We start from the raw sequence: 23,760 nt of genomic DNA on the forward strand, positions 1-23,760 counted from the left end.
ATTTATGATGATTTCTTTGTATAAAGCAGAACTAAAAGATGCTTCAAAAATCCATGAAATACAAGTCAAATCATTCATGCCGCTTTTGGAGAAATATAAGGATTATGAAACAAGTCCAGCGAATGAGTCTGTCGAAAGAATTGCTGAACGTATTAATCAATCTTTTACCGACTATTACATAATAAAAAGTTCTGAAATTGCAGTAGGTGGTATTAGAATTGTGAAAAAGGAAAATAAATTATTTCGAGTCAGTCCTATTTTTGTTCGTGATTTTGAACTATTCCCTTATTCGATGGATGCTATAAATCGCTTAAGGTCTTCCTACATTTGTCCACACGCTTCTGACGCTGGATGCGAGTGCCATAAACCGAAGCCAGGTCTCCTTATAAAGGCTGCACAGGACCATCAGTTAGATTTAACCCGTTGTGCCGTTATAGGGGATGTTGGTTCCACAGACATGATGGCGGCAGACGCGGTTGGTGCTATTAAAGTTATAGTCATGACAGGTTACATGACAGGTTGGAGAAAAGAGTCTTTAGAAGTCTATCGACATAAATGGAGTAATGTGGAGCCTGATTTTATAGCCCCAGACTTTTTAGAAGCCGCAAAGTGGCTTGTTTCGAAAATGGGCAAACGATTTCAAAAAACTTTTAACCCATTGCACAATTAATGACAGGTTATGGGTACAACTTGGCATATAAACAATTGATGGAATATCTAACAAGGGAGAGGATTGGCAATGATTGAGGACGTAAAAAATGTTGTTGCTCCGAGCTTGGAAACACAAGGGTACAAAGAGAAACGAAGCGGATTTCGGCGATTGGATTGGTCCTACCACTTTGTGGCGGCTCCGTTGGCGATTGTCGTGCTCATATTCTTGACCATAGAGCTTTTCCGTGGTCTAGGCCAGAGGGAGATGTCGAACCTAGACTGGCTGCTTTTCATTCTAGCGGTATGTCTTGTCTTCGCGGTTGCGTGCATCCGGCGATACGCGACGAAGACGCAAGACCGAATGATCCGGATAGAGGAGAACTTCCGTCATTACCGGCTAACCGGGCGAACACTGGACCCGCGCATTTCGATCTCCCAGATTATCGCCTTGCGTTACGCCGGCGATGATGAATTTCCAGCCCTGTGTGAACGGGCGGCGACCGACGGAATGAGCCCTACAACCATCCGTTCGGCGGTTATGAACTGGCGCCCCGACACAATGCGGATTTAATCGCATCCCGACAGGGTACGCATCTTTCGTCCAGATTATTGTTAATAAAGGAGCTTGCAGCGTGAAGCTCCTCTTTTCTTATTGACGGTCAGAATAGTTGAATAGGGCAGACTGCCGCGGCGGGTCAGCTTACTAAAATGCTAGATACCTGTTATAAAGATATATGGCACCTGACTCTTGTCGGGCATTTTAATATAATCAAACAAACATTTGATGGGCAGAGGCATTATGGAAATTTCTTTCATTCCTGATAATCATATCGAACGGCTTGGCGGAATCCGGCTTTACGAATATAACCCGGTTTTTTTCTACTGGTCTTTTCGCGGGATGGATTTGCCATGCGGAAATACTGAGAACTTGAAGTATATAACTTTAATGAAAATGCCGAGTACATAAACTTATCGAAATCCAAACGATAATGGAATGAAGCAGATTGCTGCGGCAGTCTGCTTTTTCATTAAAGTAACGGGTAGCATTCCTACAAATAAAGGAAATCATATCTTGTATATAGAAATAAACATGAAAGGTTTACGGATGGCACACCAATAAAAGCTATGACAGAAAAAGCAAGAAAGGAAGAGGCTTATGATTACCATTTATGATTGGTTTGGCTATGATTTGCCGATTAAGGAACGTTATCAGTTAATAAAAGAAGCTGGATTTGATGGCGTTTTATTATGGTGGAGTGATGGCTTTGGTCGTGACTGCTTAGGTCGGAACGATTACCGCAACGGACCGCAAATTGCGCGAGAAGCGGGTCTTTTTATAGAAAACATCCACACACCAGTCCAAAACGAAAACAAACTCTGGATTGACAATCTGGACGGTGAAACCGTAACTGATTGCTATTTACAATGTGTTGCAGATTGCGCCGAATTTGAGATTCCGACAATGGTGGTGCACTTGCCCAACGAAAACAATCCATATAACACATTGGGACTGGATAGAATCAAGAGAATCACTGAAAAAGCTGAACAGCTTGGTGTCAATGTTGCACTGGAGAATTTATGGAACCTTTCCAATTTGGCATATGTACTGGAGCAAGTGGATTCCCTGCGTATCGGATTCTGTTATGACTGTGGACATCACTACCGCCATTATCCAGGCGATGATTTATTATCCATGTACGGTTCCCGGTTAATGGCACTACATTTACATGATAATAACGGAAGTTATGCCCAACACGGGTTACCCTTTGACGGCACGATTGATTGGTCTACAACAATGAAAAAAATTGCGGAAACGGATTATACAGGCGCGACTGCAATAGAGGCCATGAATTGGGATTATGAGGATTTATCGGCTAAAGAGTTTTTACATAAAGCGTTTGAGCGAGCAAAAAGGCTGGAAGCATTAAAACTCTATAATCCATGAAAACGGAAATAATCTGCAACAATCTTTGATATATGCAGGATGCCGTAATTAGCTGCATCTTCTGCCTATTTCCCAAAGACGAATAAAAGGCACATTTACCTGTCGAGTAAAGCCCGAACGTATTCAGCGCTCGGGTTTTTGAGTATTTGGAGGGGCGTATTGCCGTGTGTTCGCTCTTCAGGAGTTACGCTAATGGTCAGTTTAGTTAAAATTGTGCATAGAATTTTCACAGGATTTACAAGTTTATAGTAAAATAAGTAAGTAAAAGGGACTGACTTGAAACAATAACAGAATGATGAAATAGGGGGGATGAAAATGAGAATAACAAAACTTTTTTTATCTTTAGCTATACTTAGTGTAATGTTAGCTACTGCATGTTCGAATACAATGCCCACAAAAGATATTGGGAAATTGTATAGCTTGGCTTTAGATGCATACATGCCAATTGATGAAGGTCTAAATGGCGGAATGAAATATATTGCAATTGACATGAGTAACTTTAAAGACCTTGATGATAAAGATAAGGGACAAATTCTCAAGCATTTTAATAAATACAATGTTGAAGTAATGGAAGCGACGTATGAGCAATTAAAAGCCAAAGGGTTGTATGACCCCAAGACAATGGTCCTTAATGGCATATTGTTACGAGTCGAAAAGACGGAGATATTAAATAATAAATTTGTTGTTGAAGGCTCTAAATATAGGGCTGCGTTAGGAGCAATTGGAACAAAAGTCGTTGTTGAATTGAAAAACGATAAATGGCAAGTAACAAAAGCCGCCACTACATGGGAAAGTTAGTATTTGATAAGATACCAATATGATCATTGAGGGACGGATACAATAGTGGAGGAGCTCGCTTCGGGCAGCTCCTCTTTTGGTTCATTGAAGAAACGGGCAGGATAGTTCCAATTTATGGTAGCATAAGAGTGAAATTCATTTGTGCGGAAGGGGGCACTAATGTTGTGCGAATTGCGAAAATGCATTCTAGTTTGTTTTTTCTTAATAACCTTTCTATCTGCTTGTGGCAAGGAACAGTCATTCGAGTCCGAAACGCTTTATTTTTACAGCGGCGAGATGTTATCTTTGGTTGACCAACGGGAGAGTGAATATTCAAGGGACAGAGGAGTTTTGTATACCCTAGGACTAACTGACTTCCGTCCGCAAGAACCAGCATTTAAAAAGTTTACTGAATCCTATCAGGGTACTGGTAAAGAAGGTCATATTTCATTTTCAGAACGGACCAAAATATATTCCCGCTCTAAGGCCACCAATACAAAGATCACAATTCCTGTTTCAGATTTATTTCAAGCTTTGAAGCCTATTGGTTCAGGAGATTACCCGAAAATCGAATTCTGGGTAACCCCTTATAAAAAAGGGGAGTATGACGTTGAGGCGGTTGAAGTTGTATTGCTGCATTAGCGTCGAACCTTGAACTAACAGGTACGATAGTGGAGGAGCTTGCCTGTAGGCAGCTCCTCTTTTTCATCATTAAAGTAACGAGTAGGTTAACGTGGCAGTGTAGAAGATATCAGAGTTTCAACAACCAACGTTAGCGATGGTAATTCGTTGCACAAAGAATTGTTCTTTGGGTCTTGGGTAAAATATCCAAAACAATTGAATTGAGGCTAAGTAATGAAAACGGTCCTTTTGTTCATCATGATCTTGACAGCGAATTACTCACCAATAATTTCATTACTTAAGGGTGAAGATGTTGCATCCATGCAGATTGTTAGAAACATGCCTGGAGAACAAGGGCATATTTATAAAAATACTGATCAATCAGGAAAAACTACAATAACAAAAGTAATTGGGTGGATCAACACTTCAAAACCTGTCAGTGGCCCAGCGGAATTTGGAAAGTATCCAATGCTTATAAAAGTACAGTTGAACGATGGAAGACTGATTATTGTTTCACAAGCATATAAATGGTTCCATGGAACAATGGCCGATGGGAGAGGGATTTCACACTCTGCCCCTATAAAAAACGAAATAGTGATAAGGAATGGTTCGAACATGTTTCGTGCAAAATCGCTAGAACTTTATGGTTGGATTGAAGAAGTCTGTAAACAAGAATAAAATGAGTTGGAACAACAACACAAAGGCTGCCGAGGGACATGAATCAACGGCCTTTGCTCCACTAACGGATAACGATACTTGAGGAGCTTGCTTTACTGAAGCTCCTTTTTTTAAGAACGAGCAATGTTGTAAGTGGAATTAGAGGAATTCATGCGTAACCTTTTGTTCGTTTCCTCGTCTAAGTATTGTTAGCATTTTTCGGAAATGGAGTGAATTTATTGAAATTAATTAAAAATTCAATTCATGCTTTAGGCATATCCGCATTCATTATGGCAGGGATGATTTTCTCAAGCCCCATTTCAATGGCAAGTAGCGAACGTGTTATATCTATGACTTCTGGGGCCCCAACTATTCGAATTTTCCTAAACAATTCACAATTTATGGCACCTACCGGTATTCCAATACTAAGAAAGGGTGCAGTATTAATTCCATTGGAAGGCTTGTTAGCCGCAAAAGGAATGGTCAATTACGACAAAAGATCTAAAGTAATTAAGGTAAATAACATTCTCACGGTCGGAACAATAAAAGAGGGCTCTAAAGTAGGGTATATAAACGGGAAAAAGATAGTCTATGCAGCAGAGCCCCAGCGAATAAATGAGCAACTCTATGTGCCGCTACGATTCATAAGTGACGCAATCGGAGGCAAGCTCGAGTGGAACGCACATGAACATTACGCAAGTATAAAATATCCGGAATTCATCGGTGATAATACGGAAAGTGGTAACTACCTCCTCGATGGTATGAGCGGAGTATTATACAACCGTGATGATAGTGGGAAAATCCATCGACTCGGGATATCTACCGCGAAGCTAGAACCGGGTTATATCATCGGTACGAAGATGACAGCAGCAAAGGTAGCTGATGATGCTGACTTGATCAGTATTTATCATTCTCACGGGGAGCCATCGTCTAATGTTGAGGTTTACACCTTGTTTATAAAAAAAGGAAAAATCCTTCGTCAATCACATGCGCATTACTGGGAGTTCGTACCTGATGATATAAAGTTATATAAGGGTAATGCGGTGATGAACGACGGTCATATTGTTCGTTTGATCGGGGTTGATGGCTCCGTGATATCCTCTTGGAACGTTTCTAAGCTTGCTGGAAACCCGGATCATAGTTACGCAGTTGAAGCTTTAGGGGAGGGTTATATCGTGGTCCGTTGGAGCAATGAAGGTTTTCTTACGGTTATTGACCTACGCGCGCAAAAAGCTGTAATTCTCTTTAAAGAATTTGGAATTGATCTTAAGGATATACCTGGCTTCAGATATGATTCTATAAGGTTTTCGGGCATCGGTAACGATCCGACTGAATTAGAATTTACGTTTACGAATAGAGACAATCAAGCCAAAATTTACACGTACAAGTTGGGTGCGAATTGAAGTCTGAGATGAAAAATCGAAAACTAGGCGGGATTTAAATTGATTTAGGTACGGCAGGGCTGCTTCGTGGTAGCCCTTCGTTCAGCTAGAATAAGATCAAATTACTTCCGGAGGTCAAAGAATAATATGGAAAAGAAGATCAAACAACTATTCACTCAAGATATATTGAGACAAGCTGCGGAACGTTATGGTATACGCGATGACTCAATGATCGATTTAAATGGGTTTCAAAACTTCGTTTATTCTGGGTTGGTCGGAGATCGTGAAGTTATTCTAAGAATTGCCCATATCACACATCGGAATGAAACATTAACGAAAGCGGAATTAGATTTTATCATGTTTTTGGCGGAGTCTGGAGTAAAAGTGGCTAGACCGATTCAGTCTCTATCCAGTGATCTTCTTCATACAATTGATGATGCTTTTGTTGTGACAGCCTTTGAGAAAGTCCCTGGCAGAAATGCAAAAATTGCCGAGGAGAGCAATACTTTTTATGATAATATAGGTCAATTCGTTGGGAAAATACATAAGCTTTCACTTCACTATGCCCCGCAAAATATACGATATGATTGGAATGACAATGCACTATTAGCTTCATTTAAGAAATATTGTCCGTCAGAATTATATAGCAGTTTCGACCGTTTAATTGGTGAAGTTAGCGCTCTTTTCAAGGATAAAGATACATACGGCCTTATTCATGGGGATGTCAGTTGCGGAAATTATCTAAATGATGGGGATAAGGCCAATATTATCGACTTTGACGAGGCGGAATATAGCTGGTTTGTGTCCGATATTGCTACACCATTATTTTATGAAATCCCTATCCCGTGGGTTGTGGATGGAGAGGTAAGAAAGGAGATTACAAAGCGCTTCTTTTCCAACTTCTTAAACGGCTATTGTAAAGAAAATACTATAAGTCAAGAATGGTTAAAGAAAATATCTTTATTTATCGATTTAAGACAAGCTAGAGTTTTATCCGCGCTATATAGAAGCAGAGATTTTAATGCTCCTGATTGGAGTGAATGGGATGAACAAGCTCGACGCTTCTATTATTTTAACTTACTGAATAACACACCGTATATTGATATGGACTTTTCGCGAATGTAAATTTGTTTGTTCCTCTAATGGGACACGATAACTTAATAAAATCAAATCGGTAGCGGCCAGAATCGTTGACATAGTCTCAATATCAGAACCTGTTGTAACGGAGGTTACTGCTGACCAATAAACGCTAAGTTATTAGTCTTACGTTAAATAAAAAAATCATAAAAGTTGGTGCGATTTTGGTGAGTGGCAACGGGATCATCCGAGCCATTCAATCAATTGAGGACGAACAGGAAAGAGATACGATTACGAACGACAACGATTTGTTCGCGCCTCCTCTTCCAAGAGGTGCTATGGATAACATAATGGAAGGAATTGAGGGAGACGGATCGCCTTGGTCATATATGTGCGCATCGCTGTTCGCAAGGGAAGCGAAAGAATACGGCGCATTATGGCATGGCGTCAGTTGGGAAGCTCACTGTGTAGTGTCACCTGATTTTAGCGACGACGCAATCATTACTCCCGACTATATAGACTTGGAATGGAAGAAAAAGCCCAGCGACTTTACGCCTAAGGTGGCCTTTGTAGAAGAATCCGTCGTCGTAACGTTCTACACCTTCAGCGGATTGGGCATTTCAGGCGTCTACGAACATGTTGACACGTACAGGAAAGGCACTTATGTATTCGAAACTATTAATGAAAAGATTGCCGAAGGTGGTATGGGTTGAACGGCTGCCGTAGGTGGCCGTTTTTACGTTAACGCAGTATAGTTCCTGTAATGGTAAAATAAAATGTTGTGAGACGTCAAAAGGGTTGGAGGTTTACGATGAGACCGGAGACAGAAGTTTCATACCATTCTGAAGAACGAGGAATACGCACAATGAGGGCGCTGGTTTATGAAAAATATGGCTTAACCGATGTCCTGCGGATTGAAGAGGTGGATGTCCCCGCGCCCAAGGACCATGAAGTGCTGATAGAGGTCCATGCATCATCTGTGAATTCCTGGGATTGGGATCTCCTGCGCGGAAAACCGTACCTCACCCGTCTTGGCGCGCTCCGTAAGCCCCGTTACAGCATCCTTGGCGCGGACGTCGCGGGGCGAGTAGTCGCCGTGGGCGCAGCTGTCGAACGTTTTCGACCGGGGGACGAGGTGTTCGGGGACATTTCCGGCAGCGGTTGGGGCGGATTTGCTGAATATGTAAGCGTTCGTGAGAAGGCTTTGACTCCGAAGCCTGCAGGGCTGAGCTTTGAACAGGCGGCGGCCATTCCTCAGGCGGCGGTTCTCGCCTTGCAGGGATTGCGAGATAAAGGAAAGCTTCGAAAGGGCCATCGGGTTTTGATAAATGGGGCGGGCGGCGGCGTCGGAACGTTCGCTATCCAATATGCTAAGTTGCTAGGGGCGGAAGTGACCGGTGTGGATAGCGCCGGGAAGTTGGAAATGCTGCTTTCAATCGGGGCTGATCGTGTACTGGACTATACTAAAGATGACTTCACTGCAATCGGACTACAATACGACCTGATCCTCGATGTCGTCGGAAACCGATCAGTCTTTGCGATCAAGCGCGCGCTTAAATCAGGCGGTACGTATGTGATGGTTGGCGGCTCATTGCATCGCATCCTCCAGGCTATGTTGGTGTCACCACTTACCGCTTGGTTAGAAAAGAAGAAAATGACACTTCTCCTCCATAAGCCGAACCACGACGATCAGTTGGTCTGGAAAGCGTTTGTTGAAGCTGGCCAAATCGTGCCTGTCATTGATCGTCAGTATCCGTTAAGCGACGCGGCTCAGGCGATTCGTTATCTTGGAGAAGGCCGTGCGAAAGGGAAAATCGTCGTGTACATGAAAAGCTAGCTAAGCTATCGGGAAACGATAATTGAGGAGCTTGCTACGCGGCGGCTTCTTTTTTGTTTGTTGATTGAAGTAACGGGCAGGGTAACTGGGCAATCATGTTTAATTAATTAAGCACTGAAGATTCGGATCTTTTTTGAGCAACAATTGGACGCTCACGGTAGTTTCAGAATATACTCTTCGACATCTTCACCACGTGCGTTGGCGAACCCCTTGTCCTCTCCAGAAATCTTGAACCCGCATTTTTCCAAAACACGTTAACGGTTGGATTACCGGTGATATTTCTAATTAATTCTAGATGTTGTTTATTGAGCTACCGCGTAAGGAATTCGGGCGACATCATACGTTCACGGCAAGGATCAAATATGCTACCATGATTTAAAGAGAAGAGGAATCTGGAGGGAAACGCCGCGATGATCCGCTTGTTTGAAACGAATCGCATTCGTTCTGTCACGGAGTTAGAAGGAATATGGGAATTTGCGACGATCGAAAGGGGAGACCGACAGGTATCCTCATACCCGTACCTTTTGCCGGTGCCGGGTTGCTGGGAGAACCATCCCGCGCTAAAGACATACCGAGGGGTCGGCGTATACCGGCGGACGATCGAAGTCTGCGAAACTGCCAACCTCCGTTTTACGTTCAAAGGGGTAAGTCATACAGCCACGGTGCTGTTAGACGGGAAGCCGATCGCCTCCCACTATAACGCTTATACCGCGTTCTCGTCCGTTGTTAGCGACGTGAACGCGGGCACACACGAGCTGGTCGTTATAGTCGACAATTCGTTCCATGCCGACTCTTCGTTGCACCAACCGAACGATTATTATTCGTACGGCGGCATTACACGGCCGGTTGTCATGGAGCGAGTTCCCGATACGTTCCTTGAACGGCTGCAGTTCACGCCTCGTCGCGCGAACGAAACGTGGAGCGCCAACGTCTCGGCGACGGTCGCGAACGTCGGAGACAAGCCGCGCAACGTTCGCGTACGCTGCAATCTTGCTGGCCGCAAGTTCGATCTGGAAGCGGGCGTCGTCGCTCCCGGTGCCGTCGTTGCGTTATCCGGCTCGTCAGAGTTCACTTCGCCAGAGTCTTGGTCGCCGGATTCGCCGAAGCTCTATTTATTGGAAGCGCAACTGTATACGGACGAAGACGAATCACCCTGCGACGATCTTATCGAGCGAGTAGGTTTCCGCATTGTAACGACGGAAGGCGGCAAGATTCAACTGAACGGCGAAGATATCGTTCTGAAGGGGTTTAATCGGCATGAGGATCATCCGCATGTCGGGTGCGCGTTCCCGCTGGCGCTCATGTCGCAAGACCTGGATTTGATGGAGGACATGGGAGCCAACACAGTCCGGACGAGCCATTATCCGAACGACGAACGGTTCCTGGATCTGTGCGACGAGCGCGGGTTCTTCGTGTGGGAGGAAAATCATGCGCGGGGGTTTAGCATCGAACAGATGCGTCATCCGAAGTTTTCTGAACAATGCGAGGCGGTCAATCGCGAGATGGTGGAACAACACGTCAATCATCCTTCGATTATTATCTGGGGCGTCCTGAACGAGTGCGCCAGCGATTGCGAGGAAGGACGGGAGCATTATGTCCGGCAGCTGAATCAAATTCGGGCAATGGACGACAGCCGACCGTTAACGTTCGCATCCCATCATCGCGATCGCGAGATCTGCTTTGATCTCGTCGACATCGTCTCGTTTAATTTATATCCGGGTTGGTACGGGGACGAGGACCCCGGCGAACTCGTCGATCTAGCGCGCGGATGGGCGGAAGCGGCCGGCGGGGCCGGCAAACCGATCATCATGAGTGAGTTCGGAGGCGACGGCTATTATGGTTACCGAGATTCGAGCCGCGTTCGAGGGACGGAAGAACGTCAGGCGGACATTATTGAAGCGAATTTGGCCGCCTATACGGCTAGACCCTACCTGTCCGGGATGCTGATCTGGCAGTTCTGTGATTGCCGTGTGACGGAAGGAACGGGGTGGCTCCTGACGAGAGCCGGCACGCAGAACAGCAAAGGCATCGTCGACCGCTACCGTCGTCCGAAGCTGGCATACGACGTCGTAAAGAAGTATTTCCGCCCAAATTGAGAAGAAAAGAAGAACGTTCAGTAAAGGCACTATATTTTTAGATTTGTAACTGTAACACATTAAGCTAACGAGTACGATAGCTCAATAAATATCAGGAGATGGCAGCAGACATCAATGGATCGGTAGCCTTCTCCGCTAACAGGTTATGAAGGAAGCTTTCAATTTTAACTTATTAACCTTGATTTCGTACATAAACATGAGGAACTTTCTATACTGGTGCTATATGAGCAACTAAAGGAGAATATTATGGTAAGAAGAATGAATATTACTTTTACAATTATAATGATGTTAATCTTGCTTATTTCCTGTAATAAAGTCTCATATAATAATTTATTGTCTGAAGAGAACGATAAGTATTTCATTCTTTATGTTGGATCTTCTGAGGATGGTCATCACAAAACACCAGAAATTATTAATAAAATAACTGACAAAGGAAAAATAACAGGAGCAACTTTAATGTGGAGTTTAGAAAATGCGAAAAAACAATACCCTGAATTGGAAATAGAAAGGTCTCCAGCTTTTTTAATATTTGATACCAAAGGTGTTGTGTTGAAGACTTATAGCGAACAAGAGGCTATAGATTTTCTTTTTTCACGTTAAATAAAGTTTATTTAGGTAACGGGTACGATAGTTGAACACGAAAGGGCTACGTTATTAACGATAGCAATAAAAACATGGAAGCAGCCGACCACAATGATCGGCTGCTTCATTACGCTAACGGGCAGAATACTGGAACGATGGTGAAGAATTAAACTGGAAATGAGACTGCGGGGTGAGCGCTAATCGAAAAGTGTATTGAGGTAAACAAAATAATGAATGGATTTCGTTTGCCTTGGGTTATTGCTGGAGGATGGTCGATCGATCTCTATCTAGGTAAAGTAACACGAGATCACTCTGACATTGAAATAGCTATTTTAAGAGACCATCAATTAGCAATACGAGAATATCTGACTGGTTGGGATTATAAGAAGGTCCAAGGCGGAAAAATAATAACGTGGTCTGAAAATGAAATATTAGAACTGCCTATCCATGAAACCTACGCGGAAAAAGTTACTGAGAAGATCGAGATCCTCTTAAATGAATCCAACAAAGATTGGTGGATATATCGCAGGGATTTTCGAATACAAAGATATTAATTACAGCAAATGGAATCCCATACTTAAGTCCAGAAATTACATTACTATTCAAATCAAAGAACCCAGAACCAAAAGACGAAAAGGACTTCAAAAATATTGTTAATTACCTGAATGATGAACCAAAAGCTTGGCTGCAAACATCTCTTAAGCTCATATATACCGAGCATCCTTGGATTGAGTTACTAAGCTAACGACTACGAAAGTGGAAGAGGTTTGGATATGTACATATTAATGTCAGCAATCGTATTCTCTACTTTAATCGGAATTGTAATTCTTTTTCAACTTGCATTAGCTGCAGGAATGCCTTGGGGAAGTTATGCAATGGGCGGGAAGTTTCCTGGCAAATATCCACCAGCTATGCGTTTCGCCGCTATATTTCAGGTCATCATCCTGGCATTACTAGCGTCAATCGTGCTAAGTAAGTCAGGTTTCATGTTTCCTGATTGGTACCCCTTTGCAAATGCAGCTATCTGGTTTGTTGTGATTTCTTCGGTGATTGCTACTATATTAAACATTATTACGAGGAGCAAATGGGAAAGAAGAATTTGGGCACCTGTATCTTTGTTGCTGCTTATTACAATTATAACTATAGCCATCAGATAGTTGATCATTCAACTATCGGGTACGATAGTATAATGAAGCGGATTACAGTTGCAGTCTGCTTTTTTCATTGAAGTAACGGGCAGGATAATGGAAATAAGTTGGAGAAATTTGGGAGATGAAAAGAAATGAGGGATTAAACATTGTATTTTCCATTTTGCTTTCCTGAAAATGATAAAGAACAAAGCATCGTTCTTAGTAACGAATATTGTTTATTCGTTCAAAAACCTCAGCCTGTCTTATTGGGTTCAGGCTTAATTGTTCCCAAAACACATAGGGAAACTGTATTTGATTTAACTCACCAAGAATGGCAAGCTACTTTTGAACTTTTACAAAAGGTTAAGGGACTACTGGATAAAGAATATCAGCATCAAGGCTACAATGTCGGCTGGAATTGTGGTCACGTTGGAGGACAGGAAATATTTCATGCACATTTGCATGTTATCCCTAGATTTGAAGATGAACCCTTAGCAGGAAAGAGTATAAGGTACTGGTTAAAACAACCTTCTAACCAACGGGTAGATTAGAATGAAAGTTAAGTTATTCCGCTAACGGGGAAGTAAAGTGGAATACGCGGTTGCTTCGGCGGCCGTTTTTAATTTGTTTAGCTAACGAGCAGACTAGTGGAACTGTACATTGGTAAAAATCGGATTTGTGGGAGGAATATTTGTCCAGTGAAAAGAAGTACAATAATCAATAAATAACTCAATTGGAGCAATGAAATGGATATCTCTATCTTGAGTGTTTCAGGAATGACTTTCTTAATTGTAATTTTGCTCATGCCGATTTTAATACGCGGTCTTCGTACATTAAAGCTAACGCAACCAATTAGAGCTGAGTTGCCCCCTGACCATCAAGCAAAACGCGGGACGCCATTAATGGCAGGAATTATCCTGCTGATCGGGGTAATTACTTCATTGGCATCTTATCCAAGACCACTTGTGTTATTTCTTGCGGCAACATTTATTCTATTCAGTATGATTGGTTTTATGGATGACTTTAAGAAGGCTGTATTTCAAGATCCTTCAGGAATATCAAGCAAAACCAAACTGGTACTTCAGTTTGGTTTTACTAGTTGTCTTTTATATACGCTGATCAGCCAGTTTTCAATATCTCCAGAGATCACCTTATTTAAAAACATGTTTATTGATCTTCCAATTCCCGTCTACCTTATTTTGACGACCTTGTTCATTGTAGGTTCGGCAAATGCAATAAATTTTACTGACGGCTTAGATGGTCTTTTAATAAACGTGGCAATACCGACTTACTTTTTCTTTTTTATCATTTCAGACCATATCGAGGTTAAAGCTTTTTGCTTGGTAATGATTGCTTGCTTACTAGGCTTATTTTTATACAATATTTATCCAGCAAAGGCTTTCATGGGGGACACAGGATCACTTGCAATAGGTGGTTCATTATCTTTTTTAGCCATTATTGAAAAGGTCGAAATTCTCATGCCTATTTTGTTTTTGGTCTATTTTGCTGAACAATTATCAGTGATTATTCAGGTGTGGTATTACAAAAAAACTAAATTACGCATATTTAGAATGACACCAATACATTATCACTTCAGTTTGAAGTACGGTTGGAGTGAGAATAAAATCGTTGTTATTTTCGGTTTTATCTCTTGGGTATGTGTTTTTATCAGTTTGGTAATCTGGTACTTCTTACTTTAGCAACTGCTGTTAACGGCACTATAACTCAATAAAGACGCGAAGGCAGCCGACAAGAACGACCGGCTGCCAGTATCAAAGGAGGGTAGACATGGCTGACAAGATATTTGAAGAGTCCAGGCTTGCAGATGTCTACGATTTGTTTGATTCGTCAGAACGTCCAGATCTTGACCCGTATATTGCAATGACCGAAGAGTTCGGCGCTCAATCCGTGATTGACCTTGGTTGTGGAACCGGCATCCTTGCCTGTCGACTTGCTGCTTTGGGTAAGGAAGTCATTGGAGTCGATCCAGCCGTCGCCTCGCTCAAAGTCGCAAGCCGTAAGGCGCATGCAGATCGGGTTAAATGGCTTCATGGAACAACCGCGATGTTTTCTGGATTGCAGGTGGATCTAATCACGATGACCGGAAATGTCGCCCAAGTCTTTGTAACCGACGAAGAGTGGATGTCAACACTTCGTGAATGTCGAGGCGTTATTCGACCGGGTGGACGGCTTGTGTTCGAGGTCCGGGACCCTTCAAAGGAAGCTTGGAAGAACTGGAATTGTGAACAGTCCTATGAGGTGATTGAAGCGCCTGGAATCGGAAGGGTAGAGACGTGGGTGGATCTCGTCGATGTGCAACTACCACTAGTTTCGTTCCGTCGCACATTCGTTTTTCAGAGGGACGGGACGGTACTGACCTCGGACTCGACATTGAGGTTCCGGAGTCGGTCCGAGATTTTTGACTCCTTATTCGCCGCGAACTTACCTGTCGAGGATATTCGAGATGCACCGGATCGCCCTGGACTAGAATTCGTATTCATCGCTCGCTGCTCGGACTAAAGCGATGGGCCTCTTAAGAAGCGGTTCCTCTTTTGTTACTCAGTGAAAACTGTGCTATGAGCAAGGAGTACTAAATGAAAAAAAGACTAATCATTTCATCTTGCTTTGTTGCTTGTAGTGGGTGTGGTATGGTTTCTTTGGTCAATTCAATCCAAAGATATTTCCGTCGAGCTGAAAGGAACGAGATATCAGTTGGGCGAAAAGGGTTGGCTTTCGTGAGATACCCATCTATGGTGGTTACGACTTCCAGGAAATGAACGATGATCAGACATTTATGATCTTCAGGGCAAGAAAGTAAGTAACTAAGTAAGCCAAAGGGAGGAACCTGTTGCAAAGGACGGTTCCTCATTTTTTCTTAGGTTATTGCTTTTTAACCGTCTTGCGACTCTGATTTGCCATAAAACTATAAGAAAGATACTTGAACGGCTGCCATGGGCGGCCGTTATTACGTTTAAGCCAAAGTAATGTTCAGTTATCGTCTCCCTGGATCTTTCCCGAAGCGGGAAGACCGGTGGGTGACTCCCAGCGTTATTGAAATGTGAGCGTGGCGTCAGTGAATAGTGGTTTTCTTCATCCCTGGTTTGAGTTACGATAAATAGTGGGAATATTAACCAATGTTATTGAAGGCCTGTTCTAGCAAATGGAGGTGCAAAATGGAAGAAGACTTTGCATGCTTGTATGTTATTCGAGGTGAGCCCTACCGCTCAGGCACCTGCCTGAATTTGAGTGGGGATGAAACGCTCGTCGGCCGGGTCTCCGATTTTGTGATTCCGGATTTAGCTTTTACTAATGCGTTTATTTCCCGACGGCATTTCATCATTCGCAAGGAGCATGAAAAGGCGGTGCTGTACGATTTGGGGAGTCGACAAGGAACGGAGATTAATGGCGTACGGCTAACACCGCACACCCCATATCCCCTAAACAATTTTGATATTATAAGGCTCGCCAAAGGGATGACTGTCCTACACTTTTCTTTTATGTTTGCCGAGCAAACCCTTGAAATCGAACCGCTCAGTATCACTAGTCGGCTAGAAGTGCCGGACTTGCGACTAACGATTCATTGGGAGAAAAGGGAATGCGTGGTGGAAGGCAAGCGGATCCCTATGTCGGAAAAAGAATATTTGCTGATTCGCGTGCTTCATGAGAAAGCGAACCAACTTGTTACCCTCGAGGAAATCAGATCCAGAGTGTGGCCGGAACGGACGTTGGGAGCGGAAGGCTACTCCGATGTCTCACTCGACGAGTTGAACGCTTTGGTCTACCGGATTCGCAAAAAATACGGTAAAGACACCTTTCTTATTAGTGCAATACGCGGCAATGGCTACGTTCTCGAATCGGAATTGAAATCGTCATATCGAAAGTGGGAATAGTTTAATGAAATATATAGAAACGGAGTTTTCTGGCTCGTTGAATGGAAAAGTACATATACCGGGAGCAAAGAACAGTTCCCTTGCACTTCTTGTCGCCTCTTGTCTGGCGGACGATATCGTAACGCTACGAGGTATTCCACGTATAGAAGATGTCAATATTATTGCGGCGATCGGCCAGGATATCGGCATGGAGTTGAAACAGGCATACGGACAAGTTATCATCGACCCGCGAAGAATTCACAACGCTATGATAGACCCGGGCAAGGCTTCGAGCTATCGGGCGTCTTATTATTTTGCAGGTGCGCTGTTATCCAAATTCGGTAGAGTCACGATTGGATTCCCGGGTGGTGACGATTTCGTTTCAAGACCGATTGATCAACATATCAAAGTGTTTAAAGCACTTGGGGCAAAGGTTTATACGTTCAATGATTATTATGTAGTCGAAGCTGCGGAGCTGAAAGGTGCGGAAATTTATTTCGACACAATTACTTCCGGTGCGACGATTAATGCAATGCTAGCGGCTGTTCTGGCAAAAGGACGGACACAACTTCACAACGCAGCTTTGGATCCGGAGGTGGTGGATACGGCAGCCTTTTTAAACCGGCTTGGCGCGCGGATCTATGGGGCGGGAACGGAACATATTCGCATTGAAGGCGTCTCGTTTTTAACCGGGGGATCGCACGCGGCGATTCCGGATCGATTGATCGCTGGGGCATTTCTTATGGCGGCCGGACTACGTGGGGGGCAGGTTACCGTCATGGATGTCATTCCTGAGCATCTTGGCGCCTGCCTCGCAAAGATGGAGGAGATAGGAATGGATGTCGAATTTGGAGAGAGTCACATCACGGCATTTGGTACAGGATCACTGAAGGCGACTCGAATTCGGACAGGCATGTATCCGGGCTTTGCTACCGATTTACAACAGCCAATGACAGCGCTATTGCTGCAGGCTAAGGGCAAGAGCATTGTTACTGACCGTGTCTTTCCGAAACGGTTCGCTCACTTGCCACAATTGAGACGGCTTGGCGCAGAGATTGAACTGCGAAAAGAAAGCGCTTTTATCAGAGGGGGACTTCCGCTTCAAGGTGGCTGGGTGCATGCTACGGATGTACGTGCCGGCACCTGTCTGTTGCTTGCTGGTTTAGCGTCTGAGGGTCGCACTTGCATTACGGGCGTCGAGCACATCGAGCGTGGATACGAGGACGTAATCAGCAGTTTCCAATCCATCGGAGCCAAGCTCTCGATGCGCGAGTTGAATGCGCAGGAGTTGCCCGGCCGGATCCATATGAACAACTAAAGGGCTATCAGAAATTTTATGCAAAGGAGATTTACATGGGATCAAGAGTAATGCATTATTGTATCGCTGAGCTATTAGCGAATGAATTAGGAATAGTAGACGATCAATTCTTATTAGGTGGAATCGCACCTGATGTTCATAAGAATATGAATGAACCCAAAAGTAAATCTCACTTTATAAGATCAAATTCTGAAGGCATATTTTTTGCAGACCATATTGGATTCAATGAAAAGTATATCAACCACATGAAAAATCCATTTTACTTAGGGTACTTTTATCATTTAATATCAGATGCGATCTGGGTTGAAGAAATTTATTATAAGAAGATAAAGTGGTTGCCACAACCAGAAAAGAAGGAAGCTCAGGAAAAATATTATAGAGATTTTTGGAGATTGAATGGAAAACTGATAGACCATTATTTCTTAATCCTTAAACCTTTACAGGCTAAAACAATACATATTGATGAGATCGATTACAGATTTCTACCAGAATTAATAAAAGATTTAGAAAGAGATTTTGAAATGACGGATGAAGCGAAAAAGCAAGAGCTAGAAATCCTTGATCTCGAAGAAGTAATTGAAATACTGGAAAGAACAGTAAAGGAATGTGTAGCAATTTCCATCAAGACATAGACTCGGAATTCAGTCTTGCTGAGGTATCTGAAAGTACAGGAACAATATGAAATAAATATACAACCTTACCATATTAGGAGGTCGTGAAATGGCGTTTCCGACACATATTGTTTCAGCAGGCGGAATTGTAGAAGATGGGAATGGAAATATCCTATTAGTAAAAGCCCATGACGATGGTTGGGTGTATCCTGGTGGGATAACTGAAGTTGGAGAAAACCTGATTGATGGCGTGATTCGTGAAATCAAAGAGGAAAGTGGAATAGACGCCACTGTTAGCCATTTAATTAGTGTTGTTTCGAATACAACGATCCATAAGTGGTATGACGGTGTGACTGATGTTCCTACGAAGGTCATGTTTGATTTCGTGTGCAAAGCTGTGGGTGGAGAGTTAGCTACTTCTGATGAAACGAGTGAGTGCAGGTGGGTTCCAAAGGAAAATGTTCTGGATTTGATTACTTTACCCGCAATCCGCATGCGTTTTGAAGCTTATTTGAACTTTAACGGCTCTGTGAACTATATGGAGTACGTCACTGCGACAACGTCAGAATGTAGTGTCAGGCTTCAAAGGCGTGTTTAGTTGTATGAGGGCTCGTGTTTTGGTATTTCTCGTTCAAATTCGGATACTCGGCGTTCGGCGAATAATTTTTCTAGTTATACTCGCTCTGCATCACGATTTGCCCGCCAACGGTAGGAAAAATCAATGACTAGAATTAAAATTGATGAATCGTACGATAAAATGGGCAGGGGGAGGAGATAAGCATAATTGAAACCAATCATTCAACTACTGCATTTTGGCTATCATCAGGCGATGAGCTGCATATTTCCTGTTGCGATCTTTGGAACTTTAGCTCTCTCTAACGTAATAGCGGTACCTTTCATTCATCGTTATGATGCCATTTTGCTTATACTGCTTGGAGTGCAATTCTTTATGTACCGCAGCGGATTAGAGACACGTGATGAAATCAAAGTAATCTGTGTATTTCACTTTATTGGATTATTGCTGGAGATATATAAGGTATGGATGGGATCATGGTCATATCCTGAGCCTGGGTATACGAAGTTGCTCGGTGTCCCGCTCTATAGCGGATTTATGTATGCAAGTGTAGCAAGCTTTATGTGTCAGGTGTGGCGGAGACTGCGGATGGACATGACCGGCTGGCCTGGGCTTTGGCCTGCGGTACTGCTAGGAGGAGCAATCTATTTCAACTTTTTCACACATCATTTCATTCCCGATTTTCGTTGGTGGTTGACGGCGCTTGTGTTTATTATCTTCTGGAAAACACGGATCATCTATCGGGTACGGACTATAACTTATCGAATGCCCTTAACTCTCGCGTTTTTCATTGTAGGTTTTTTCATCTGGTTAGCAGAAAATATAGCCACATTTTTTGATGCTTGGAAATACCCTGATCAGCACCAAACCTGGCAACTGGTTAGTTTCAGCAAGATCAGCTCATGGTTCCTTCTGGTAATCATTAGCGTCATCATCGTTGCCCAACTTAAAAATGTTAAAGCTAATCGAATAAGGAACGATTCATGATTAATATTTAGCCCTAACCCACATGACCGGCCGTATACCCAGTACAGTATCCACCTTTCGATGATATACCTGATAGTCAGAAGAAACTATGCGCGCTTTGTCGGTGCTGCTGTAATAAGGGGTGGAAAGCCAATAATCAATTGGCAAAACAGAAGCGGTCTTAGATATGTCAAAAAGCCGTTCCACATCATCTACGGACGGCAATGTTAAATAAGCTGAGTATATCTTCCAAAATGCCCGATTACTGTCCTGTGAAACATATTTAATGGGCGAAAACCAGTAATGGGGCCGATCTCCGCCATCGGCTTGTTGCGAGTTTTTTTCGTTACTAAACGCAGGATATTCTGCTTTTTGAATGCGATTCAACTCGTCATGCGTAAACCATAAATATACTTTGGCATTCAAACTTTTTTGAATGCTGGCTTTTGCATAATCGTTAGAGCGTTTCATCATACGCACTGCGATATAACGCGTCTTTAGCGATAACCTTTACCCAAACGTTGCTTTTCTCCAAAACATACCACTCGATGGGTTTGCCATCTATGCGGCCAAGCGTTATGGTTTCCGGTTTGCTCGGATAAAAGGAAATGACTACTAATAAAGCCGCGGAGGCAATGCCAACTCGTCTAAAAGTTCGGCTTTTAAGATCAAGATTGTCCAACAACAAAAGGATGATCAGGATATCCAAATGCACATTAAATAAAAACATGTGCTTTTGCAAATCCGCATTGCCGTTGCTCACAATGGGGACAATGAATTGCCCCGCTGCGGCACCCAAAAGCGCCAACCTCAGCAAGATGCTGTATAAGCTAGCCTTTTTCCTAAATAAGGAAATCAAATTTGCTAAAGACAAAGCCAAGACAATGCTTAAAAACACAGAGGCAAAGCCAGAAAAACGCTTTCTGATGCTCTCCCAGACATTCATTCTAAAATCAAACAACAAGTCCGCTCGCTGGTTTGGCAAATTAATGTTGGCTAAATAAGTGGGCCTAAGAGGTAAAGCTGCCTCAGCACTTATATCCAGCTTTTCAGCAAAAAAGGCAGGATGGGTCAAATAATATTTTAAAACTCCGATTTTGCTTATTCGGTCAAAAAACAAAGACTGAAAGTTTGGATCATAATTGTTATAGGGATTTAAGGGTTGTCGTACGTAGGCGTTTATGGATTCCAACTTGGACAGTTCCGGCGGTAAACCCAGATCTTTAGCGGCCTGCTCCGGCACCGGATTATCGTATAAAACGCCAAAAAAAACAGATTGAAACGTGGTAACCTTTTTCATCCATTCGGGCGCTTGTTTCACATAATAGTAAGATGCGAACAGCATAACAACTACTGAAACGCATATAATGATTTTCTTCCTCAGCCCTTCATTTTTGATCGCATAATAAGCGAGGGGGACGGACAACAACAAAGTTGAGGGAAAGTTGGCCGGTTTCGAACCGGAAAATATAAACAGTGACAGGATCAAACCTATATAGACAAAATAGGTGTTTTTATCCTTTTCAAGATACATAAGCAGTACAAAGGATAAAATCAGAAAAATAAGCGTAGTTGATTCTCCGAAAAAAGAGTTGAAATAAACCAAATACCCGCAATCTAAAAAAATAAAAGCAAAAGCAATTTTAACGGCAATATTGGCGTACGTATTGTTGTTCCACTTTTCCTTCAGAAACAAAACCAGGGCAAATGCATAAATGATAATAAATTGAACCGTTTGAAAAAATAGGTTAAACAAGTTGGAATCGCGATGTACAAGTTTGTTGGCTAAGGCATTAAAAAACAGGGCTATTTTAATAAAGATAAATTGCGTGGAGTAATATCCTGCAGGACTGTCTTTAACGGGAAGAAACATATTTTTAAAATACTGAATAATTCTGGTGGGGTTCGATATCTTATACCAATATTCTGCACTCAAATACTTTATACCACTGATAGAGGTCAGCCCAAATGCTCTCATCGTCCTGTTAAAGTCGGAATTATCGGCAAGCCCTATGGCCGTTGGCACATAAATCAGTAAGGTAATGACGATCACAATGAAAATGTAGAGAGCCGATATCCTAATCTTGTTGGATTTAAGCAAAATATCGCTCCTTCTTATGTGGAAGCAGACACGAGTTAAGTTGTTATTCGAAAACTGTGCCCAAAAATTAGTTTCGAAATACTCTTTAAGCCGAAAATGACTTCACATGAACGAATAAGTAAGAATTCCTTACATTAATTTTCTGTTAAAAGGATATTGGCTATTTGTAACCGTGTTCAATGTAAGGTATATTGACATATTATAATATTTCTTATTGACATCCTAAGGAATGACGATTTATAGTTAATAACATGATGTAATTAATTAACGCGTATATATTCAAAAATGTTTGCGTTTTATAATTTTATTCTCGCAAAAAGCCATATTGTTTGTTTATTTAATAACCTTATGAAATTAATTAAAGAAAGGCTGTGTTAGCAATCTACTCTGAAAAACACGATCAGGAATTCATCAAGAAGAAAAATCAATTGCTGATCCTGGATATGGTCCGTAAACATCGGCCCGTCTCGAGAGCGGAAATCGCCAAGTTGATCAGAATGAGCCCCACATCGGTAGGGCGTATTGTTAACGATCTGATTGAAATCGGATTGGTGAAAGAGACGGACCAGTTCTCTTCCGGCGTAGGACGTAAGGCGACCATGCTCGACATTGATGTTCAACAAATTCTTTCGGTTGGCGTGGAGGTGGACCGTAGTGTCATCCAAGTTGGTCTGGTCGATTTGGATGGTCGGGTTGTAGCGGAGCAGCACCACGTGATTGAGCGTACCGCCGGACAGCCCGGGATTATTGCCGAGAAAATTGCCGGCATGATTATCGGGTTGGCGGATACGCAAGGAATAGCGGCTTCCAAATTTATAGGTGTCGGTATCGGAATTCCCGGCATTATGGATACGATCACCGGAAACGTCGTTTTTTCCGCCCAAATGGGTTGGACAAATGAACCGTTCGCCAAGATGGTGGAAGCGATAATTAACTTGCCCGTTGTACTGGATAACGACTTAAAAGTGAAAGCCCTTGGTGAAAGCAGCATCGACGCCATGTCCAACAAAGAGATAACTGCTCTTATCAGCATAGGGAGCGGCGTTGGCTCTGCCCTGGTCATGGATGGGAAAATCTATCGCGGCGCCAACAACATAGCGGGCGAGATTGGGCATTCCACTATTGATCCCAATGGAAAGCTATGTGAATGCGGCAAGAGGGGGTGCCTGCAGACTTACATAACCGATTTGGCCATGCTGCAGGAGGCTAACCAAATCAAGCCGGTGTCGAGCGTAAATGAGTTGTTTGCACTGATGAGAGCCGGCGAAGCGTGGGCGCACAACATTATTGATCGTGCCTGTACATATATTGCGGTTACCATTAATAATGTCGTTTGCACCTACAATCCGGATACGATCATTCTGACGGGAGACTTTATCGAGAATCATCCCGAAGTGTTCGAAACGGTAAGAAGCAAATCGAAGGCTTTCATTTGGGAACCTTTTATCGGAACTTTTGAATTGATCCGTTCCAAGCACGGGGAAAAATCGGTCATGGTCGGAGCTGCTAAGCTTGTGCTTCAACAACGCTTGGACCGGGGCTTGCGGCACAAATGACATCATGGGG

The 23,760-nt window shown here is 42.9% G+C and carries 25 protein-coding genes and 1 pseudogene; 23 read left to right on the forward strand and 3 right to left on the reverse strand.

Annotated features, from left to right (window positions below; all coding sequences use genetic code 11):
* The first annotated feature begins 4 nt into the window (after positions 1 to 4).
* From E2980_RS14255 to E2980_RS14300, 10 genes are all read left to right on the forward strand, one after another.
* Positions 5 to 670 carry an HAD hydrolase-like protein gene (locus E2980_RS14255; protein ID WP_135152853.1) on the forward strand — a complete coding sequence of 222 codons (666 nt, stop codon included), beginning with the start codon at positions 5 to 7 and terminating at the stop codon, positions 668 to 670.
* Positions 671 to 739: 69 nt separating this feature from the next.
* The gene (locus E2980_RS14260) at positions 740 to 1,222 is read left to right on the forward strand and encodes a DUF6526 family protein (RefSeq protein WP_240703031.1); all 483 of its coding nucleotides are present in this window, start codon (positions 740 to 742) and stop codon (positions 1,220 to 1,222) included.
* 585 nt (positions 1,223 to 1,807) lie between these two features.
* Positions 1,808 to 2,596: a sugar phosphate isomerase/epimerase family protein gene (locus E2980_RS14265; RefSeq protein WP_135152854.1), complete on the forward strand. Its 789-nt coding sequence runs from the start codon at positions 1,808 to 1,810 to the stop codon at positions 2,594 to 2,596.
* 315 nt (positions 2,597 to 2,911) lie between these two features.
* Positions 2,912 to 3,394, forward strand: coding sequence for a peptide ABC transporter substrate-binding protein (locus E2980_RS14270; RefSeq protein ID WP_135152855.1), 483 nt, complete (start codon positions 2,912 to 2,914; stop codon positions 3,392 to 3,394).
* 159 nt (positions 3,395 to 3,553) lie between these two features.
* Positions 3,554 to 4,015, forward strand: a complete 462-nt coding sequence (locus E2980_RS14275; RefSeq protein WP_135152856.1) for a hypothetical protein — start codon at positions 3,554 to 3,556, stop codon at positions 4,013 to 4,015.
* A gap of 213 nt (positions 4,016 to 4,228) precedes the next feature.
* Positions 4,229 to 4,672 (forward strand): hypothetical protein, encoded by a 444-nt coding sequence (locus tag E2980_RS14280; protein ID WP_167747131.1) that lies wholly within the window; start codon positions 4,229 to 4,231, stop codon positions 4,670 to 4,672.
* A gap of 218 nt (positions 4,673 to 4,890) precedes the next feature.
* Positions 4,891 to 6,054, forward strand: a complete 1,164-nt coding sequence (locus E2980_RS14285; protein WP_135152858.1) for a copper amine oxidase N-terminal domain-containing protein — start codon at positions 4,891 to 4,893, stop codon at positions 6,052 to 6,054.
* Between the two features lie 126 nt (positions 6,055 to 6,180).
* Positions 6,181 to 7,158, forward strand: a complete 978-nt coding sequence (locus E2980_RS14290; protein ID WP_135152859.1) for a phosphotransferase enzyme family protein — start codon at positions 6,181 to 6,183, stop codon at positions 7,156 to 7,158.
* A gap of 179 nt (positions 7,159 to 7,337) precedes the next feature.
* Entirely contained in the window at positions 7,338 to 7,823 is a 486-nt protein-coding gene (locus E2980_RS14295; protein WP_135152860.1) for a hypothetical protein, read from the forward strand.
* A gap of 98 nt (positions 7,824 to 7,921) precedes the next feature.
* Entirely contained in the window at positions 7,922 to 8,947 is a 1,026-nt protein-coding gene (locus E2980_RS14300; RefSeq protein ID WP_240703032.1) for an NAD(P)-dependent alcohol dehydrogenase, read from the forward strand.
* Positions 8,948 to 9,099: 152 nt separating this feature from the next.
* Here the strand turns inward: E2980_RS14300 and E2980_RS25025 are convergent.
* Positions 9,100 to 9,201: pseudogene (locus E2980_RS25025) on the reverse strand (GNAT family N-acetyltransferase); the annotation flags it as partial.
* A 156-nt stretch (positions 9,202 to 9,357) separates the two neighbouring features.
* Here E2980_RS25025 and E2980_RS14310 point away from each other — a divergent pair.
* The 12 genes from E2980_RS14310 to E2980_RS14365 all read left to right on the forward strand — a co-directional run bounded on the left by E2980_RS14310 (position 9,358) and on the right by E2980_RS14365 (position 20,114).
* Positions 9,358 to 11,043 carry a glycoside hydrolase family 2 protein gene (locus E2980_RS14310; RefSeq protein ID WP_135152861.1) on the forward strand — a complete coding sequence of 562 codons (1,686 nt, stop codon included), beginning with the start codon at positions 9,358 to 9,360 and terminating at the stop codon, positions 11,041 to 11,043.
* A 246-nt stretch (positions 11,044 to 11,289) separates the two neighbouring features.
* Positions 11,290 to 11,643 (forward strand): hypothetical protein, encoded by a 354-nt coding sequence (locus tag E2980_RS14315; RefSeq protein WP_135152862.1) that lies wholly within the window; start codon positions 11,290 to 11,292, stop codon positions 11,641 to 11,643.
* A 212-nt stretch (positions 11,644 to 11,855) separates the two neighbouring features.
* Positions 11,856 to 12,179: a nucleotidyltransferase domain-containing protein gene (locus tag E2980_RS24720; protein WP_240703033.1), complete on the forward strand. Its 324-nt coding sequence runs from the start codon at positions 11,856 to 11,858 to the stop codon at positions 12,177 to 12,179.
* Between the two features lie 219 nt (positions 12,180 to 12,398).
* The gene (locus tag E2980_RS14325) at positions 12,399 to 12,782 is read left to right on the forward strand and encodes a hypothetical protein (RefSeq protein ID WP_135152863.1); all 384 of its coding nucleotides are present in this window, start codon (positions 12,399 to 12,401) and stop codon (positions 12,780 to 12,782) included.
* Between the two features lie 140 nt (positions 12,783 to 12,922).
* Positions 12,923 to 13,306, forward strand: a complete 384-nt coding sequence (locus tag E2980_RS14330; protein WP_135152864.1) for an HIT family protein — start codon at positions 12,923 to 12,925, stop codon at positions 13,304 to 13,306.
* A 195-nt stretch (positions 13,307 to 13,501) separates the two neighbouring features.
* Entirely contained in the window at positions 13,502 to 14,455 is a 954-nt protein-coding gene (gene mraY, locus E2980_RS14335) for a phospho-N-acetylmuramoyl-pentapeptide-transferase (protein WP_135152865.1), read from the forward strand.
* A gap of 88 nt (positions 14,456 to 14,543) precedes the next feature.
* On the forward strand, positions 14,544 to 15,275 hold the full coding sequence (locus tag E2980_RS14340) for a class I SAM-dependent methyltransferase (RefSeq protein ID WP_135152866.1): 732 nt from the start codon (positions 14,544 to 14,546) through the stop codon (positions 15,273 to 15,275).
* A 653-nt stretch (positions 15,276 to 15,928) separates the two neighbouring features.
* Positions 15,929 to 16,645: an FHA domain-containing protein gene (locus tag E2980_RS14345; RefSeq protein ID WP_240703034.1), complete on the forward strand. Its 717-nt coding sequence runs from the start codon at positions 15,929 to 15,931 to the stop codon at positions 16,643 to 16,645.
* 4 nt (positions 16,646 to 16,649) lie between these two features.
* Entirely contained in the window at positions 16,650 to 17,942 is a 1,293-nt protein-coding gene (murA, locus tag E2980_RS14350) for a UDP-N-acetylglucosamine 1-carboxyvinyltransferase (RefSeq protein ID WP_135152868.1), read from the forward strand.
* Between the two features lie 35 nt (positions 17,943 to 17,977).
* Positions 17,978 to 18,574, forward strand: coding sequence for a hypothetical protein (locus E2980_RS14355; protein WP_135152869.1), 597 nt, complete (start codon positions 17,978 to 17,980; stop codon positions 18,572 to 18,574).
* An 88-nt stretch (positions 18,575 to 18,662) separates the two neighbouring features.
* Positions 18,663 to 19,151, forward strand: a complete 489-nt coding sequence (locus E2980_RS14360; RefSeq protein ID WP_135152870.1) for an NUDIX hydrolase — start codon at positions 18,663 to 18,665, stop codon at positions 19,149 to 19,151.
* Between the two features lie 186 nt (positions 19,152 to 19,337).
* The gene (locus E2980_RS14365) at positions 19,338 to 20,114 is read left to right on the forward strand and encodes a DUF817 domain-containing protein (protein ID WP_135152871.1); all 777 of its coding nucleotides are present in this window, start codon (positions 19,338 to 19,340) and stop codon (positions 20,112 to 20,114) included.
* Here the strand turns inward: E2980_RS14365 and E2980_RS14370 are convergent, their stop codons facing one another.
* Together E2980_RS14370 and wsfD are read right to left on the reverse strand one after the other, a co-directional pair.
* Positions 20,115 to 20,564: a DUF6273 domain-containing protein gene (locus E2980_RS14370; protein WP_135152872.1), complete on the reverse strand. Its 450-nt coding sequence runs from the start codon at positions 20,562 to 20,564 to the stop codon at positions 20,115 to 20,117.
* The gene (wsfD, locus tag E2980_RS14375; RefSeq protein ID WP_167747132.1) at positions 20,551 to 22,194 is read right to left on the reverse strand and encodes a glycan biosynthesis hexose transferase WsfD; all 1,644 of its coding nucleotides are present in this window, start codon (positions 22,192 to 22,194) and stop codon (positions 20,551 to 20,553) included. The genes E2980_RS14370 and wsfD overlap by 14 nt, the downstream gene beginning before the upstream one ends.
* A gap of 428 nt (positions 22,195 to 22,622) precedes the next feature.
* Between wsfD and E2980_RS14380 the strand changes: the two genes are divergently transcribed.
* Positions 22,623 to 23,750: an ROK family transcriptional regulator gene (locus E2980_RS14380; RefSeq protein ID WP_167747133.1), complete on the forward strand. Its 1,128-nt coding sequence runs from the start codon at positions 22,623 to 22,625 to the stop codon at positions 23,748 to 23,750.
* Positions 23,751 to 23,760: the final 10 nt, after the last annotated feature.

This window comes from Cohnella luojiensis, assembly GCF_004564235.1.
In the GTDB taxonomy this organism is placed as follows: Bacteria; Bacillota; Bacilli; order Paenibacillales; family Paenibacillaceae; genus Cohnella; species Cohnella luojiensis.

What these genes read in the sequence shown, in the direction of transcription:
- E2980_RS14255 (WP_135152853.1), top strand. Translation starts at nt 5, where the DNA reads ATGATGATTTCTTTGTATAAAGCAGAACTAAAAGATGCTTCAAAAATC.
- E2980_RS14260 (WP_240703031.1), top strand. Translation starts at nt 740, where the DNA reads ATGATTGAGGACGTAAAAAATGTTGTTGCTCCGAGCTTGGAAACACAA.
- E2980_RS14265 (WP_135152854.1), top strand. Translation starts at nt 1,808, where the DNA reads ATGATTACCATTTATGATTGGTTTGGCTATGATTTGCCGATTAAGGAA.
- E2980_RS14270 (WP_135152855.1), top strand. Translation starts at nt 2,912, where the DNA reads ATGAGAATAACAAAACTTTTTTTATCTTTAGCTATACTTAGTGTAATG.
- E2980_RS14275 (WP_135152856.1), top strand. Translation starts at nt 3,554, where the DNA reads ATGTTGTGCGAATTGCGAAAATGCATTCTAGTTTGTTTTTTCTTAATA.
- E2980_RS14280 (WP_167747131.1), top strand. Translation starts at nt 4,229, where the DNA reads ATGAAAACGGTCCTTTTGTTCATCATGATCTTGACAGCGAATTACTCA.
- E2980_RS14290 (WP_135152859.1), top strand. Translation starts at nt 6,181, where the DNA reads ATGGAAAAGAAGATCAAACAACTATTCACTCAAGATATATTGAGACAA.
- E2980_RS14300 (WP_240703032.1), top strand. Translation starts at nt 7,922, where the DNA reads ATGAGACCGGAGACAGAAGTTTCATACCATTCTGAAGAACGAGGAATA.
- E2980_RS14310 (WP_135152861.1), top strand. Translation starts at nt 9,358, where the DNA reads ATGATCCGCTTGTTTGAAACGAATCGCATTCGTTCTGTCACGGAGTTA.
- E2980_RS14315 (WP_135152862.1), top strand. Translation starts at nt 11,290, where the DNA reads ATGGTAAGAAGAATGAATATTACTTTTACAATTATAATGATGTTAATC.
- E2980_RS24720 (WP_240703033.1), top strand. Translation starts at nt 11,856, where the DNA reads ATGAATGGATTTCGTTTGCCTTGGGTTATTGCTGGAGGATGGTCGATC.
- E2980_RS14325 (WP_135152863.1), top strand. Translation starts at nt 12,399, where the DNA reads ATGTACATATTAATGTCAGCAATCGTATTCTCTACTTTAATCGGAATT.
- mraY (WP_135152865.1), top strand. Translation starts at nt 13,502, where the DNA reads ATGGATATCTCTATCTTGAGTGTTTCAGGAATGACTTTCTTAATTGTA.
- E2980_RS14340 (WP_135152866.1), top strand. Translation starts at nt 14,544, where the DNA reads ATGGCTGACAAGATATTTGAAGAGTCCAGGCTTGCAGATGTCTACGAT.
- E2980_RS14345 (WP_240703034.1), top strand. Translation starts at nt 15,929, where the DNA reads ATGGAAGAAGACTTTGCATGCTTGTATGTTATTCGAGGTGAGCCCTAC.
- murA (WP_135152868.1), top strand. Translation starts at nt 16,650, where the DNA reads ATGAAATATATAGAAACGGAGTTTTCTGGCTCGTTGAATGGAAAAGTA.
- E2980_RS14355 (WP_135152869.1), top strand. Translation starts at nt 17,978, where the DNA reads ATGGGATCAAGAGTAATGCATTATTGTATCGCTGAGCTATTAGCGAAT.
- E2980_RS14360 (WP_135152870.1), top strand. Translation starts at nt 18,663, where the DNA reads ATGGCGTTTCCGACACATATTGTTTCAGCAGGCGGAATTGTAGAAGAT.
- E2980_RS14370 (WP_135152872.1), bottom strand. Translation starts at nt 20,564, where the DNA reads ATGAAACGCTCTAACGATTATGCAAAAGCCAGCATTCAAAAAAGTTTG.